A 16,725-nucleotide genomic window follows, 5' to 3' on the forward strand; every position below is an offset into this window, starting at 1 on the left:
GGAGTCAGCTGTGCGTCTACTGCTTATCGAAGATGACGTCGCTCTGGGCGAAGGTGTTCATCAGGCCTTGACCCGAGAGGGTTACACCGTTGACTGGCTTAAAGACGGTAGCAGCGCTCTGCATTCGCTGCTCACCGAAACCTTTGATCTGGCCGTGCTCGACCTGGGGCTGCCCCGCATGGACGGCCTCGAAGTGCTGCGCCAGTTACGCCAGAGCGGCTCCACGCTGCCCGTGCTGATCCTCACCGCGCGCGATGCCACCGAAGACCGGATTGCCGGTCTGGATGCAGGCGCCGATGACTACCTGGTCAAGCCTTTTGACCTTGCCGAACTGAAAGCCCGCCTGCGCGCGCTGCTGCGCCGAAGTGCGGGACGCGCCCGGGTGCTGATCGAGCATGCCGACATCAGCCTGGACCCAAGCACCCAGCAGGTGACCTACCATGGCGCACCGGTTGCGCTGACACCCAAGGAGTACCAGTTGCTCTATGAACTGCTGTCTCCCCCAGGACGGGTAATGACCCGCGAACGATTGATCCAGTTGCTTTACGGCTGGAACGAAGAAGCGGAAAGCAACACCCTTGAGGTGCATATCCACAATCTGCGGAAAAAATTCAGTTCTGATTTAATCCGGACCATTCGCGGTGTCGGCTACCTGGTTGAAGAGCGCCGATGACCTCAATCAGAAAGCGCACCATGACCTTGATTCTTGGCCTGTTGCTTGTCGGCCTGTTGATCATGAGTTTCTTCAACCTGCATGACAGCAATCATGAAATTGCCGAAGTCTATGACGCGCAGCTAGCCCAGAACGCTCGCCTGCTGCAAGGCGTCATGCGCATGCCAATGGCCAGCAAGGACCACTCAGCGCTGTACCAGGCTTTTAACCAGGCACTCAGTCAAGCCTCGCCCAAACTCGATGGCCATCCCTATGAGAGCAAGATTGCTTTTCAGGTATGGAATCATCAAGGCGAACTGTTGGTACACACTGCCAGCGCCCCCACCTTTACTCACCCGCCTTCCCAGGCAGGGTTCAGCGATGTCGTTGACCTGAAAAATCATCAATGGCGAACATTTATTCTCGACGATGTGCAGTACGGGCTGCACATCTGGGTCGGCGAGCGTAACGATGTGCGAACGGATCTGGTCGACCGTATCGTTCAGCACACCCTTTGGCCAAATCTGTTGGGCAGCCTGATCCTCGTCTCGGTGATGTGGCTGGCGATTGGTTGGGGGCTCAAGCCCTTGGCTGATTTGGCCGCGACCCTGCGCGCTCGACACTCCGGCTCCCTGGAGCCCCTGCAAATCGAGCCGCTGCCCAGCGAACTCGAACCCATGCAGGCAGCGCTGAATCGAATGCTTTCGCAAATCCAGGAGGTGTTGGGACGAGAGCGACGCTTCATTGCCGATGCGGCCCATGAAATGCGTACACCGTTGGCGGTACTTCGGGTGCATGCGCAGAATTTGCTGGAAGCGGGCACTGAGGAAGAAAAACGAGAGTCACTCGAATACCTGATCGTCGGTGTAGACCGCACCAGCCGTTTGGTTAACCAGTTGCTGACCATGGCCAGGCTTGAACCCCAGTCGATAGCACCGCCCCTGCAAACCGTTGACCTGACGGCGACTGTGCGAGAGGGACTGGTTCAACTGACGCCCTGGTTGCTGAGCAAGGGCCTTGAGCTGTCTTTCGATGTCAGCGATGTCCCCTACATCACCCACACCGATCCAGTGGCGATTAACATCGCGCTTAATAACCTGGTGACCAACGCCGCGAACTTTTCTCCGGAACATGGCCTGATCACCGTCCGCCTGACAAAAGTCGATGGACACTTCCAGCTGGCTGTCGAAGATCAGGGTCCGGGTATCAACGAGGCGGAGCGTGAGCGGCTCTTTGAGCGCTTTTACAGTCGAGGTAACGACCAGGGCGCAGGGCTTGGACTGACGATTGTACAAACGATTGCGGTTCGTCTGAGAGGTCGGATAAGTCTGGATAACCTTACGGGCGGCGGTCTCTGCGCAACGCTGGAACTCCCCGTCAACTAAGGGGCTTGTCGGATTTTTTGCCGACAGTCCCCAGCTCGATCGGCGCTTTTATGTAGAACAAGGAGATGTCCTCGGCCTCCAGACGCTCGAAAAGACGCGCGCACTCGTCTTCGCTAATCGCCAGACGAATTTCGATAGGTTGATCGGCAAGTTCAAAAACGTGCGTTGAATGCAACTGGCCTGTATGGCCAAACCCCTCTATGCCCGTCGACAACGTGGCGCCGCGCAGCCCCAGCTCCTTGGCCAGGTCGACGACCCAGTCACCGAGCATTTTTCCGCGATAGCGACGATTCTGCTGAGTGAAGAAAATCACCAGAAAACCTTTCATGATCCAACCCCTTTTAGCGTGCGCTAATCAGCTGAAACAAGGCCGGCACCGAGCGGCGCGCCTATAGCGATTGGCAGCCATGATTTCAGCATAGCCGCCCTCCCTGTCGCCCGGTCCGTTCTGGGGTTTATTTAATGCATCGGACTAAATAACGCCCATCCTCCACCTCGACGCCGTGGGTGTCATGGGTGAAACCCGGGAAGCGCAGGTCATATTCTTGCAGCGCCTTGAGGTAGCCGAGAATCGGACCATCCGCCGCCCCTGCGCTCTCGCCAGGCATCAGCAGCGGGATGCCAGGCGGATATGGCACTACCCCGGTCGCCGCGGTGCGGCCCGCCATTTGTTCGAGGGTAAGGACTTCGATATTGCCACGCACCAGTTGCTCATACGCCGCGACCGGACTGAATTGAGGCACAGGCAAGGTAGAGAATGCCCGAGACATCGATTCAGTGGTGCGCAGTTCGGACATGGCCTGGAACATGGTGTCGCACAGTGTGCGCAGCCCCATGCCACGGTAGCGTTGCGGGTGCGCGGCGATCAGCGTTGGCAACACATTGTCCAGTGGCGCGTTGGCGTCGTAGTCACGTTTGAAGTCCAGCAAGGTGCTGACCAATGTACCCCACTTGCCTTTGGTCACACCGATGGAGAACAGGAACAGAATGGTGAAGTCGGTGGTTTTCTCCACCACGATGCCCTGCCGGTCCAGGTAGGCGCTGAGCACCACCGCAGGAACGCCCTGCTGGCTCATGCCGCCACCGGGCAATATCCCGGGTGTGGTGATCGACACTTTGATCGGGTCAAGCATGCAGTAGCCGTCTTCGATGTCACCGAAACCATGCCAGGCTGCATTGGGTTTTAGCACCCAGCACTCAGGGTCACTCGCCAGCAAGGCCTCATCGGCAGTATGGAAAGGCACCACTTCGCCACTCTCGGGATCGATGACGGTGTCCGGCTGCCAGACATTGAAAAACCACTCGCCCCGGGCCTGGAACTCTTCGTTGAGTCGAGGCACCATGCGTCGAAAAGCAATCGCCTCGCGAATCGCATCGCCCGTCAGGGCTTTGCCACCAGGGCCGTCCATCATTGCCGCACTGACATCGTTGGAGGCGATGATTGCGTAATTCGGCGAGGTCGAGGCATGCATCATGAACGCCTCGTTGAACCGCGCATGTTCGATAGGCCGACGACCATCGCGAACGTGGATCATCGAGGCCTGGGACAGCGCCGCCAGCAACTTGTGTGTGGATTGGGTCGCAAACACTGTCGGCCTGTCCGCGCTGTAGTCGGCTGGCTCGCCGTGCATGGCGAAACGCTCGCGGTAGATCGGGTTGAAGCGCGCATAACCGAACCAGGCTTCGTCGAAATGCAAACGGTCGACGCTTTGGCCGAGCAACGCCTCGACCCGGGTCACGTTGTAACAAAGGCCGTCGTAGGTGGAGTTGGTGACAATCGCGTGCATCGGTGTCGGGTCCACCCCGTCACGCACCAGTGGATTGCTCGCCACGGCGTCGCGCACGGCCTCGGGGCTCAGGCGCTGGGGAGGTATCGGCCCGATCAGACCGTAGTGATTTCGCAAGGGAATCAGGTAGGTCGGAATCGCCCCGGACATGGTCATGGCGTGCTCGACCGACTTGTGGCAGTTGCGATCACACAACGCCACCTGGTCACGCGTGACGCTGGCCATCAGGATCACCCGATTGGAGGTCGATGAACCATTGGTGACGTGATACGTGCGATGAGCGCCGAAGACCTTCGCTGCGTACACTTCGCTGGCGCCGATGGGACCAGAATGATCAAGTAATGAGCCCAGTTCGCCCACTGAAATCGACAAGTCCGAACGGAACAGGTTCTCGCCAAAAAAATCGAAAAAAGCCCGACCTACCGTCGACCTCAGGAACGCTGTACCGCCGGTATGTCCCGGCGTGTGCCAAGAGTATTCGTACACTTGCGAGAAGCGCACCAGCGCACCAAACATCGGTGGCAGCACGGCCTCACGGTAACGCTGAATCGCGGCGACGATGCGCCCGCTGATAAACGCGGTGGTGTCTTCCAGCAGCCAGATGAAGTCATCTGATTTCTGCATGGCGTCAAGCGGGATGGTCGCGGCACTGTTGCGATCAGCCAACAGAAAAATCGGCAGCGTCTCGCTGCGCTCACGCACAGCATCCAATACGCTGTTGGCGATTGCATGGCTGTCGTCGAGGGCCAACTCCCAATCAAGCAACACGCATTGCACCATCGGGTCTGAGTGAATCAGGATCGCGGCATCCAGCGCCGACTGTGCCAGCAGGACCTCAACCTGGCGTTTTTCCAGCTCTTGCGCCAGCTGCCTGACGGCGCGGCCCGCCGCCGTATTGGCCGCAAGATCTTCATGGATAAGCAGTGCTTTCATGCCAAGGCGATTTTGCTGATCAAGGGACATAGCGTCTTCCAGACAGATAAAAAGGTGACTCGAAGCCTGCAAGCGCAGGCCTCGGTATGGGACGTTCAGCGCCTGTAGGCTGGCGCGGTGAACAGCACGTTAACGCTGCCAGGCGATGAGCCCGACCTCCAGCGGGACCGCCAGCCCAGTGGCGTCATTGACGATCACGCGCGCGGTGTAAGCCAGCGCGGGACGATCATCAGGCACCTCGGCGCGATAGATCAAAACACCTCCAGGCAGTGCCATCGGGTCGACCACCATGTCCTGAACATCAGCGGGCGCACCCGCCAGGCCTTCGGCATACAGTTGCACGCGCAACTGGTCCGGGGACAGTCCGTCAAGGTCCATGTGTAACGCTGCAGCGTAATGACCCTCCTGCTGGTGCATGTCCAGGTGCAGAAAGCGGATATGAGCCCAACGAACACTCAGATCCTCGCGCCCACGAGTGAGTTGCACGGCCAGTCGGCCTTCGTCCGCCGCGCGCGCCCGGTAGGCCGTTGCGGCGGGCAAATAATAATATTGGGTATAGTCGCGTACGGCCCGATCAGCGGAAAACTGTGTCACCAGCGCTCCCATGCTGCAGCGCATGCGCCGGATCCATTGCCTGGGAATGCCCTCTGCATCGCGCTCATAAAAGGCAGGCACCACCTCATCCTCAAGCAACGAATAGAGCTGGGTAGCGTCGACACTGTCGTAATCGTCAGTATGCTCGGCGCCATCGCCAACCCCCCAGCCCACCTCCTCTGAGCATGCTTCGGCCCACCAGCCATCGAGCTGGGACAGGTTCAATCCACCGTTGGCGAGGACTTTCATCCCGCTGGTGCCGCTGGCCTCCCACGGACGGCGTGGGGTGTTGACCCAAACGTCGACCCCCTGCACCAAATGGCGTGCCACGCGCATATCGTAGTCTTCGAGGAAAGCCACACGCCCGTTGACCTCCGGACGGCGAATGAACGCGTACCAGTCACGAATCATCTGCTGCCCGACGATGTCAGCCGGATGCGCCTTGCCGGCGATGAGCAACTGCACCGGCCGGGTTGGATGGTTGAGAATGCGCAGCAGCCGGTCGGGGTCCTGCAACAACAGGTTAGGCCGTTTGTACGAGGCAAAGCGCCTGGCAAAGCCCAGCGTCAATACCTGCGGATTGAACAAGGCACCCGCCGACTCGATGGCCTCCAGTGAGGCACCGTGAATGGCCTCGCTGCGTGCCAGATTGGTGCGAACGAACTCGAACAACAGCGTCCTGGCCTGCTCGCGCAAACGCCAGATATGCCCATCATCGACCTGCTCCAGCAACTCGCTGACCCGCGACTCACTGGTGCCGCGCCAAGGCAAATCCCCCCCGTGCAAGGCTTGCCAATGCGACTCGGCTTCGAGTGATACCCATGTCGGCAAGTGAACGCCATTGGTCACGTGCCCGATCGGTACGGCATCACGGGGCCAGCGTGGAAACAGACCCTGGAAAATGTGCCGGCTGGTTACCCCATGCAGGCGGCTCACTGCATTGACCGCACCCGCACAACGCGTCGCCAGGAACGCCATATTGAAGTGTTCTTGCGCATCGCCAGCGTTCTGCCGTCCCAGCGCCAGAATGGCCGACAACGGCTGGCCCAGTTCAGTTTCGACATAGCGCCCCAGGTATTTGCCGATCAACTCCGGGGGGAAACGGTCAAAACCAGCCTCGACCGGTGTATGGGTGGTGAACACATTACCGGCACGGGTGGCGGTCATCGCGACATCGAACCCGACGTTGTTCGCTTGCATGTAGCTGCGGGCCCGTTCAAGCGCAGCGAAAGCGGCGTGGCCATCGTTTAGATGACAGACATCCGGCGTGTAGCCTGCGGCCTCCAGCAAACGCCATCCACCAATACCCAGCACCACCTCCTGGCGAAGACGCATCTCCACATCGCCGCCATACAGCTCACCGGTGATCAGCCGGAACGGGGGTGGATTGGCCGGGTCGTTACTGTCGAGCAGCAATAATTTATTACGCCCCACCGTTGCCTGCCAACCCCGTACCCAGACCGTCAGACCTGGCAATTGCACGGACAGACGTAACAAGCTGCCATCCGGGCGCAACAAGGGCTCCACCGGCAATTGGCGCGTGTCATTGACCGGGTACAAGGCTTGTTGGTCACCCTGAAAACCGATTTCCTGGCGGAAATACCCTTGCTGCCAAAGCATGCCGACAGCCACCACCGGAACACCCAGGTCGCTGGCGGCTTTCAACTGGTCGCCCGCGACATTGCCCAGCCCCCCCGAGTAAATCGGCAGTGCCTCGCTGAGCATGTACTCCATGGAGAAGTAGGCCACTTGATGCAAATCAGCGTCTGGGTGTTCGCGCTCGAACCATGAGGGCTGAGCGAGGATATCCCGATGGATCTCGGCGATGCGGGTAACCCGCGCATGAAAATGACTGTTGCCCAGCAGGACGTTGATCTTCTGGTCGGAAACCGCGTTGAGCACCACACAAGGGTTGTGGGTCAGTTCCCATAATTCATGGTCGAGACTGCGCCAGATATCATCATTCAGACACGACCAACGGATGGACTGATCAAACGCCAGTTGGCGCAGGGTTTGAAAGCTCGGATCAAGATCGTTGCAAGGAGACTGCATGGACTGGCCCTTATACGAACTGGGGACAACTGGGGTTCGGCCACACCTCAAGCGTGACCGGATGTCGAAACCGCTCAGGCATCGGTAAAGAGCTGGCCTCTGACATGCCCCTTGGCTAATGGCGGCGGGCTGTCCGGCTGGCTGAAGTCAGCGGTCCAGTGCCAATTGCGAATCTCGGGAAGGTCCTCGAAGTGCTCGCGAATGTACGTGTGATGCTTGCGCAATTGGCTTTCGAAGTAACTCACTGCGTCCTGGCTATGAGCACGCAGGCGCGGCACATGACTCAATGCGTCGATAGCCAGTTGGTAGCGACTCATCTGGTTAAGCACCACCATGTCAAACGGCGTAGTCGTGGTGCCCCGGTCAGAAAAACCGCGAACATGGAAGCGGGCTTCGTTGGCCCGGCCATGCACCATGGAGTGGATGACCCAGGTAGAACCGTGGAAGGCGAACATCACCGGCGCATCGCGGGTGAACAACGCTTCAAACGACCCATGGTCCATACCGTGAGGGCGCGTTTCCGGGTTGCTGAGGATGCACAGGTCCACGACATTGACCAGCCGTACGCGAATGCCGGGCACATGCTTTTGCAGCAACCATGCGGCCGCCACCGCCTCGGTGGTCGGTACATCGCCCGCACACGCTAACACCACATCAGGATCATCACCCTCATCGCTGCTGGCGAAATTCCAGATCGATGCGCCTTGAGAGCAATGCTTCAGCGCGGCGTCGAAATCCAGCCACTGGAAGTCCGGCTGCTTGCCGCAGGTCACCACGTTCACGTAATTACGGCTGCGCAAGCAGTGGTCGAACACGTTGACCAGGCAGTTGGAGTCCGGCGGGTAGTACACCCGCACCACGTCGGAACGACGTTGCAACACATTGTCGACAAAGCCCGTGGACTGATGACTGAAACCATTATGGTCGTTGCGCCAGGCATGGCTGGTGAGCAGCACATTGAGCGAGGCCAACGGGCGGCGCCACTGAAACTCGCGACTTTGCTGCAACCATTTGGCATGTTGCGTCACCATTGAGTCGACGACCTGGGCGAAGGCCTCATAGGTCGACCACATGCCGTGGCGCCCCGTGAGCAGATAACCCTCCAGCCAGCCCTCGCACAAATGCTCACTGAGCACCTCCATCACCCGGCCATTGGGCGCGAGGTGATCGTCGATTTCGAGTACCGGTCCCGCAGCGGTTCGGTTGGTGGCTTCAAACACCGCATTGAGTCGGTTGGAGTTGGTTTCATCCGGCCCGAACACGCGAAAGTTGGCAGGGTTGAAGCGAATCACGTCACGCAGGTATTCGCCCAGCTTGCGCGGCGCCTCAGCAATCACCTCGCCTGGCCCTGGCACTTCCAGGCCATAGTCGGCAAAGTTTGGCAGGTCCAGCGCCGTAAGCACCCGCCCGCCGTTGACGTGAGGAACAGCGCCCATACGCAACGCGGCTGGCGGGGTCAGTGCTTGCAGCTCAGGCACCAACGCACCGTTGTCATCAAACAGCGTCTGTGGCGAATAGCTGCGCATCCAGGCCTCGAGCTGGGCCAGGTGTTGTGGGTTCTGGATCACATTGGCCAGTGGCACCTGATGCGCGCGGAACGTGCCTTCGACCGGCAGACCATCGACCACCTTCGGCCCGGTCCAGCCTTTGGGGCTGCGCAAAATAATCATCGGCCAACGCAAGCGCTGGGCCAGCCCCTCGCTCCGAGCACGGCGCTGGATGTTACGTATGCTGGCGTAGGACGCGTCCAGGGCCGCCGCGAAACGTTGGTGCATGCCTGGCAAATCGTCGCCCGCGACAATAATCGGTTCATAACCGCGTCCACGGTACAGCTCGACAAGGTCGGCATCGTCCGTGCGCGCTTCCACGGTAGGGCCTGAGATTTTGTAACCATTGAGGTGCAAAATCGGCAACACCGCACCATCGTTGCGAGGATTGAGAAAACGGATGCTCTTCCAGCTGCCCTCAAGTGGACAGGTCTCGGCCTCGCCATCACCAATCACGCAGGTCACCAGCAACTCGGGATTGTCAAACGCAGCGCCGAAGGCATGCACCAGCGAATAACCCAGTTCGCCGCCCTCATGCAGGGAATTGGGCGTGTGCGGACCACAGTGGCTGGGCACGCCGCCCGGCGTGGAGAAGCTGCGGAAAAACCGCAACATGCCCGCCTCGTCCGGCGTTATCTCAGCATGCACCTCGCTGTAAGTGCCCTCCAGCCAGGCGCAGGCATTGAGCGTAGGGCCGCCATGTCCGGGCCCAGAGATATAAACCATCTCGACATGCTGCTCACTGATGAGCCTGTTCAAGTGCACGTAGATGAAGTTCTGACCCGCCGATGTTCCCCAGTGTCCCAGCAGGCGCGGCTTGATGTGCTCGGCAGTCAGGGGCTCGCGCAACAGCGCGTTGGCCTTGAGGTAAATCTGCCCGACACACAGGTAATTGGCGGCGAGCCAGTAACGGTGCATGCGATCAAGCAGGTCGGCTGAGAGTGGACCGACGTCGTTAAGTTCAGGCGACGCGATCGGTACGGCTGACGGGTTATCAGCGCTGGACAGCAGCGGGTTGAAAATATACATGACGACTCCATAGGACGGCGTTGTAGACGTTTTCCGCAACAGCAGGTCGATTGCAAACAGACTGCCCGAGAGCAGCCTGACTGTAGAAGACAGTTGCACACTGTCTACTGCCCTTCAGTGTTCCTTGATTATCAAACCGGTAGCTTTTCGCCGACTGGCTGAGGGTTCCCGTCCTTCATAAAACGTCGGGAAACAGTACCGTACAATGTCCAACCCAACATTGTCACAATGCCACCCAGCATCATCGCGTCTGCACCGGCGCTGAAGAGTGCGTAGTAACTGTAGGCTGCGGCAATGTAAGCGACAATATTAGCCAGTAACGCCTGGCGCGGGGTTACGTTTGCGGCTTGTTGAATTGTCATCAAGGCCGCCATGGACATCAGATAGGGGACCAGATTGGTCACCACCGCCAGGTTGACCAGTCGGTCGAACTGCCCACTCAGGTCCGGGCTGATCGTCATGAACGACAACGCTGTCTGGCATGCCAGCAATACGAGCATGCCGGCGACAGGCGTGTCGGTTTTGGTCACCTTGCCGAAGATTTTCATGAAGTACCCGACATCCGCCGAGCTCTTGAACACTTGGCCAATGGTGAACTGCCACCCCAGCAACGAACCGATACAGGCCACAATCATCAGGCCCATGACAATGTTGCCCACCAGGGGCGTGAACATCGTGGCGAACGCCAGACCAAAGGGCGCAGTCGAACTGACCAGCTCGGCATTGGGAATCATCCCGGCAATCACGTTGGTCGAGACGATGTAGATCACCGCTGAAGCCAAGGTTCCCCCCAGCACGGCAATCGGCACATTACGCTCCGGGTTCTCGACGGCATCGGTGTTGGCACACGCCGACTCGAGCCCCAGGAAAGCCCACAAGGTGATCGAGATCGAGGCCCCTACTGCCTCCATAAACGGCATGTTGTGGGGGTTCCAGGCCGCGCGATAGGTTGAGAAGTCGAACCAGAACCAGCCAATTATCGAAAGAACGACAACCGGCAGGATGACCCCCCAAATGGTGATATTACCAATCCGACCGGTGATCCTTGCCCCCCCGAAGTTGGCAAACATCGTCACCCAGAGCAGCGCGATAGCGGCTATTGCAGTGGCAACGGGTGACAGCGATGTTTTGAACAGAACGACCGAGTAACCCACCGCCGTAATAGCGATTGCAATGTTGGCGATAAGCAGCGACACGCCATAGGTGTAGTTGGACATGAAGTTGCCCGAACGCCCGAATGCGTACTCGGCATACCCCCCCATACCGCCAGCCTTGTGGCTGAAGCGTCCACACTTGGCAAACGCATACGCCAGTGCCAATGAGCCCAGCGCGGTCACGATCCAGGAAAAAATCGATATCGTCCCGACCTGTGCCAGCTTGCTGGGCAGCATGACAATGCCCGACCCGAGCATGTTGACGGCCGTCAGCACGGTCAGCTGCACCACACTCATCTTTTTAACTGCAGTTCCCATGTTCCACCCCTTTTTACAGCCCGAAACGACGACATGTTTAATCGATACGCCTCACCGATTGGTGGGCGTCCACGGTGATGAGTCGTTACTGCTTGAGGACGTAGCCGTAAGCCCGCAAGCGGCCATCGTCTTCCTGTTTCAGGTACACGCCCTGTAACTCTGGGGTGAACCCCGGGAACTGATTGATAGCGTCCTGGAGTGCGAGGAAGTACTTCAGCGCCGCACCGTCCCAGACCTCGCCGGGCACCACGCACAGTACGCCTGGCGGATAAGGCAACGCGCCCTCTGTGGCGATACGCCCTTGCGCGCTTTCCAGAGGAATGAGCTCAACGTTGCCACGGATGAACTCAAGATTGGCGTCGCGCGGGCCCATTGCGATTACGGGCATGTGCGACTGCCGGAACATCTCTTTCTGCAACTGCTTGACGTCATGCTGCGCATACAGGGTGTGCATTTCCTGGCACAACTGAACGATGGTGTAACCGTTGTAACGGGCTTCGTGCGCGGCATAAATACCGGGCAATACACTGCTCAACGGCGCGTCGTCTTTGATAAACCGCTCGAACCGGGCGATCTGAGCCACCAGGTGGTGCATCTTGGCTTTGTCTTCGGCGGGCGTAAGCAGAAACAGAATCGAGTTCAGGTCGCTTTTCTCCGGCACGATCCCGTTCTGACGCAGGAAAGTCGCCAGGATGCCAGCATGGATCCCGAAGCTTGTGTATTGGCCGGTGACCGCATCAATGCCCGGCGTGGTGAACAACAACTTGCACGGGTCAATAAAGTATTGCTGCTCGTTATACCCCTCGAACGCATGCCAGCGTTCATCGGGGTGGAACATAAAGAACTTGAGGTTGCTGGCAATTTCGTCGGTGGAATAATCCTGCCAGTATTTGCCATCGATAGTCGGCGGCACGAACGGTCTGATCAATGTGCAGTTGTCCATCACCAACTTGCGCGCCTCAATACCGGCGCGTACGCACTCGCTCCACAAACGCAGGCCGCTGCGGCCGCTGTGCATGCGGGCATTGACATCGAGCGAGGCAAACAGCGGATAGAACGGACTGGTCGACGCCTGCGCCATGAAAGCGTTATTGAGGCGATGGTGATTGCAGTAGCGATCCTGCCCTTTAATGTGACGGTCTTTTTTGTGGATTTGCGATGCTTGAGAGAAACCGGCCTGTTGTTTGTGAATCGATTGCGTCACAAAAATGCCGGGGTCGTCAGGACCCAGTTCCAGCAACATGGGCGAGCAGTCGCGCATCATGGGAATGAATTGCTCATAGCCCACCCAGGCCGAGTCAAACAGAATGTAGTCGCAGAGATGGCCTATCTTGTCGACTACCTGACGGGCGTTATAAATCGTACCGTCATAGGTCCCCAACTGAATCACCGCCAGCCGGAACGGCCTTGGTGCAGCGGCTTTTTCGGGCATGATTTCCTGCAGACGCTCACGCAGGTACGTTTCGTCAAAACAGTGCGCGTCGATACCGCCGATAAAGCCGTAGGGGTTGCGTGCGGTTTCCAGATAAAGCGGCGTGGCGCCCGCCTGGAATAAAGCGCCTTGATGCACCGACTTGTGGTTATTTCGATCGAACAGCACCACATCCCCGGGCGTCAGCAGCGCATTGGTCACGACCTTGTTCGACGCCGAGGTGCCATTAAGGACAAAGTAAGTTTTATCTGCGTTGTAAATCTGAGCCGCGCGTTGCTGGGCAGCCAGCGCCACGCCTTCGTGGATCAACAGATCCCCCATTTCTACATCGGCGTTACAGCGGTCGGAGCGAAACAGCGTCTCTCCAAAAAACTCAAAGAACTGACGCCCGGCAGGGTGCTTGCGAAAGAACTGTCCGCCTTGGTGACCGGGGCAAGCAAACGTTGAGTTGCCACGTTCCTCATAGCGCTTGAGCGCACCGAAAAAAGGCGGGAGCAGATTCTCCTCATACTGACGGGCAGCAGTTTCCAGCTTATCGCCATAGAACTCGGCCTTGTCGCTGCCCAAATCGAACACGCCACTGATCTGCAACAACACATCTTCAATGCCGGGGAGCGTATTACGAGAGAACTTGTCCTGCGCGGTAACCGCAAAGAAAATAGGAATATCGAATCCGGAATTACTGATCACCTCGATCATTCCATTGCGCACGTCTTCCGTCGTGAGAACGGCGGCGGCAATGTCGGTCAAATCAGTCTGATCAAAACCCACAACGTGTCGCGAGGTCAGAAAACAGGCCTGTGCAGCAATGCTGGAAGCCACTTTCAACTGCTTCATCGCTTTCTCCTTATATCGTTGTGTTGGCAATCCATTCGTATCCGCGGGCTGACAGACAACCGCTCGACGACTCAGGAATGGAACGTATAGGGAGTGGTTAATTCAATAACTTTCAGTTTTCTTTTTTGCCGTCAGAAATTCGGTGCCGGCGTGCAGCAATTGCAAGGTATGACGTGCAATTACGTTGTCTTCATCGGTGGGAATCACCCAGGCCGCCACGCGACTGCCGGGGTGCGACAGGCAGGGCCCGTGCTCCCGGTTGGCCCGCTCGTCGATCTCCAGCCCGAGCCAGGCGCAGCCCTCGATAACGCTGGCACGTATAGCGGCCGCGTGTTCGCCGATGCCGCCGGTAAACACCAGCGCATCAAGCCCGCCCAACACGGCGGCAAACGCCCCTATTTCGCGCACGATGGTGCGCACATAGACATCAATCGCCTCTTTGGCTTCCGGGGCTTGGCTGGCAGACAGTTCACGCATGTCACTGGAAATTCCGCCAGAGACACCCAGCACGCCACACTCGTGATAAAGCAAATGCTCAAGCGCCTGAACCGTCATGCCTCGCTCGCGCAAGAGGTACAGCAGGATGCCAGGATCCAGATGGCCTGGGCGAGTGCCCATAAGGATGCCGTCCAGCGTGGTAAAACCCATGCTGGTGGTGCAACTGAGTCCCCCTCGGAGGGCACACAAACTCGCGCCATTACCGAGGTGGGCGACGATGGTCCGACCCGCCGCCGCACGTGAATCGTAGCCCGGCAAGACACTCGCAATGTATTCGTAGGAAAGACCATGGAACCCATAACGACGTATACCCTCCTCGCTCAAGGCGCGGGGAAGTCCATACAGTGTTTCCAGGCGATCCAGAGAGTGGTGAAACGCAGTATCGAAACACGCCACTTGCGGCAGTCGAGGGTGCTCGCGCGCCAGATACCGCACGGGCGCCAGACACAGGGGCTGATGCAAGGGTGCGATCGGTATCAGCGCTTCCATTTCGCTCAATACCGTCGCATTGATCAAGGCGGCGATCTGCTTTCGTTCGCCTCCGTGAACGATCCGGTGGCCCGCGGCAACCAGCGTGTCACCGGTGTAGCGTTCGATCCATTCAACCAGGCGACCCAACGTCTCGTCGGTGACCGACTCATCCGACTGCGGCCACTGCTCCTCGACATCCACGTCACCGGCGACCTCGCGAAAGCGTAACTGGTATACGTTGCCCTGCCTCTCCAGACTGCCGTGACCGCGGGCCACGGGTTGTCCTTGATCATCCAGACTGGATGGATAGATGGAAAACTTGATGCTTGAAGAACCTGCGTTCATCACAAGCAACAAGCCCTCGGCGGACGTGCCCACTGTGACGCGTGCCTGATCATCCATACGATTTCCTTGGTATCGGGCAGTGATCGAAGACGCGTTATTGAGACAGAATCACTTTGATAGCCTTTTCTTTGGCCGCGTTGGCGAACACCTCATATGCCTCGAGGATGTCGTCAAGTTTGAAGCGATGAGTGATGAGTTGGCCCGGCTCGATTTTTCCGGATTGCACCGTTTTCAATAACATCGGCGTGGTATTGGTGTTGACCAGACCGGTGGAGATATTGATGTTTTGAATCCACAGTTTTTCCAGGTGCAGCTCGACACTTTTGCCATGCACACCCACGTTGGCGATATGCCCACCCGGTGCAATCACTTGCTGACAGGTATCGAAGGAGGCAGGAATGCCCACGGCTTCGATGGCAACATCCACACCCACCCCATCGGTCAATGCGAAGATTCGATCGACAGCATTCTCCACATTGATGTCAATGGTGTGGGTGGCGCCGAATCGCTTGGCAACTTCTAGCCGATTTGGATCGGCATCCACCACAATCAGGGTGGCAGGGGAATAAAACTGGGCCGTGAGCAATGCCGCCAGTCCGACCGGACCCGCGCCCACGATGACCACTGAATCACCCGGTTTGACCTTGCCCGACAGCACGCCGATCTCAAAGCCGGTGGGCAAAATATCGCTCAACATCACCAGCGCTTCTTCGTCGGCACCAGCAGGAATCGGGTACAGGCTGTTGTCCGCGTGCGGAATGCGTACCTGTTGCGCCTGGGTACCGTCAATCAAGTGGCCGAGAATCCAGCCGCCATCGGCACAGTGCGAATACAGCTGACGCTTACAGTTGGCGCAACTACCGCAGGAGGTGACACACGAAATAAGTACGTGATCGCCCTTCTTGAAGTTGCGGACAGCCGAACCGACCTCCTCCACTACGCCCACGCCCTCATGGCCCAGCGTGCGTCCTTTTGTGACGGCGGGAACATCACCTTTAAGGATGTGCAGATCAGTACCGCAGATGGTGGTGTGCAGGATTCGCACAACAGCGTCAGTAGGCTTTTCGATGACAGGGCTTGCTTTGTCCTCCCAGGATTTCTGGCCAGGACCTTGATAAACGAGAGCTTTCACTAATGTCACTCCTAAACTAAGGCGTAAACCATCACATTGGGCTCCCTGTCGGCACGTCAACCGGGGCTGGTACTTTCTGAACGTCAACGCCATTCACGGAGCAAACCTCACCCCTTTTGTCGACCCGAAACCCGAATTTCATGTGCAGCATAGGCTGATATTTATAACAGGCTGAATTTTGCGACGGTTGATCTGGGTCAGTGAACCGCCCGTCTCCAAAAAAACTGGACTGCTCGCGGCGTTGCACCGGGTCCACAATTGTCTGCGGGAAGCGCTTCCTGTCAGTTTGTCCCTCAACGCAACGCGCCACGACAAGGCGTGGCGCGCGAGGTCAAATACGACAATCCATCAGAGGTTCAGCAGCACTTCGGGCCACCTTTGCCACCGTAACGAGCCTCCTGGCGCTCCCGAAAGAACGCTTCATAGGTCATTACCGGCTTATCGGGATGCGTAATCTGCATATGCTCGACGTAGTTGTCATAGTCAGGCATGCCCACCATCAGGCGCGCAGCCTGACCGAGGTATTTCCCGAGGCGACTCAGGTCATTGAACATAGGCA

11 protein-coding genes are annotated in these 16,725 nt (G+C 58.2%); 2 read left to right on the forward strand and 9 right to left on the reverse strand.

Annotated features, from left to right (window positions below; genetic code table 11):
• The first annotated feature begins 10 nt into the window (after positions 1–10).
• Positions 11–673 carry a response regulator gene (locus tag K0F75_RS01210; RefSeq protein WP_219059940.1) on the forward strand — a complete coding sequence of 221 codons (663 nt, stop codon included), beginning with the start codon at positions 11–13 and terminating at the stop codon, positions 671–673.
• Positions 670–2,037 (forward strand): ATP-binding protein, encoded by a 1,368-nt coding sequence (locus K0F75_RS01215; RefSeq protein ID WP_219059941.1) that lies wholly within the window; start codon positions 670–672, stop codon positions 2,035–2,037. Before K0F75_RS01210 ends, K0F75_RS01215 begins: the two co-directional genes overlap by 4 nt.
• Here the strand turns inward: K0F75_RS01215 and K0F75_RS01220 are convergent.
• The 9 genes from K0F75_RS01220 to K0F75_RS01260 form a co-directional block, all read right to left on the reverse strand.
• Positions 2,030–2,365: a DUF190 domain-containing protein gene (locus K0F75_RS01220; protein ID WP_219059942.1), complete on the reverse strand. Its 336-nt coding sequence runs from the start codon at positions 2,363–2,365 to the stop codon at positions 2,030–2,032. The genes K0F75_RS01215 and K0F75_RS01220 overlap by 8 nt on opposite strands.
• Before the next feature lie 127 nt (positions 2,366–2,492).
• Positions 2,493–4,787: an Orn/Lys/Arg decarboxylase N-terminal domain-containing protein gene (locus K0F75_RS01225; RefSeq protein WP_219059943.1), complete on the reverse strand. Its 2,295-nt coding sequence runs from the start codon at positions 4,785–4,787 to the stop codon at positions 2,493–2,495.
• A gap of 99 nt (positions 4,788–4,886) precedes the next feature.
• Positions 4,887–7,403, reverse strand: coding sequence for an alpha-glucan family phosphorylase (gene glgP, locus K0F75_RS01230; RefSeq protein ID WP_219059944.1), 2,517 nt, complete (start codon positions 7,401–7,403; stop codon positions 4,887–4,889).
• Positions 7,404–7,477: 74 nt separating this feature from the next.
• A complete protein-coding gene (locus K0F75_RS01235; protein WP_219059945.1) occupies positions 7,478–9,979 on the reverse strand; it encodes a phosphoketolase in 2,502 nt (833 codons plus the stop codon).
• Between the two features lie 131 nt (positions 9,980–10,110).
• Positions 10,111–11,451 (reverse strand): putrescine-ornithine antiporter, encoded by a 1,341-nt coding sequence (potE, locus tag K0F75_RS01240; protein ID WP_219059946.1) that lies wholly within the window; start codon positions 11,449–11,451, stop codon positions 10,111–10,113.
• Positions 11,452–11,536: 85 nt separating this feature from the next.
• Complete coding sequence (locus K0F75_RS01245; protein WP_219059947.1) at positions 11,537–13,720, reverse strand: ornithine decarboxylase; 2,184 nt, start codon at positions 13,718–13,720, stop codon at positions 11,537–11,539.
• 102 nt (positions 13,721–13,822) lie between these two features.
• Positions 13,823–15,091, reverse strand: coding sequence for an acetate/propionate family kinase (locus K0F75_RS01250; RefSeq protein ID WP_257604220.1), 1,269 nt, complete (start codon positions 15,089–15,091; stop codon positions 13,823–13,825).
• Positions 15,092–15,128: 37 nt separating this feature from the next.
• The gene (locus K0F75_RS01255; protein ID WP_219059948.1) at positions 15,129–16,166 is read right to left on the reverse strand and encodes a zinc-dependent alcohol dehydrogenase family protein; all 1,038 of its coding nucleotides are present in this window, start codon (positions 16,164–16,166) and stop codon (positions 15,129–15,131) included.
• Positions 16,167–16,522: 356 nt separating this feature from the next.
• On the reverse strand, positions 16,523–16,720 hold the full coding sequence (locus K0F75_RS01260) for a YbdD/YjiX family protein (protein ID WP_219059949.1): 198 nt from the start codon (positions 16,718–16,720) through the stop codon (positions 16,523–16,525).
• Positions 16,721–16,725 lie beyond the last annotated feature (5 nt).

The organism is Pseudomonas sp. UMAB-08, assembly GCF_900095225.1.
Lineage (GTDB): Bacteria > Pseudomonadota > Gammaproteobacteria > Pseudomonadales > Pseudomonadaceae > Aquipseudomonas.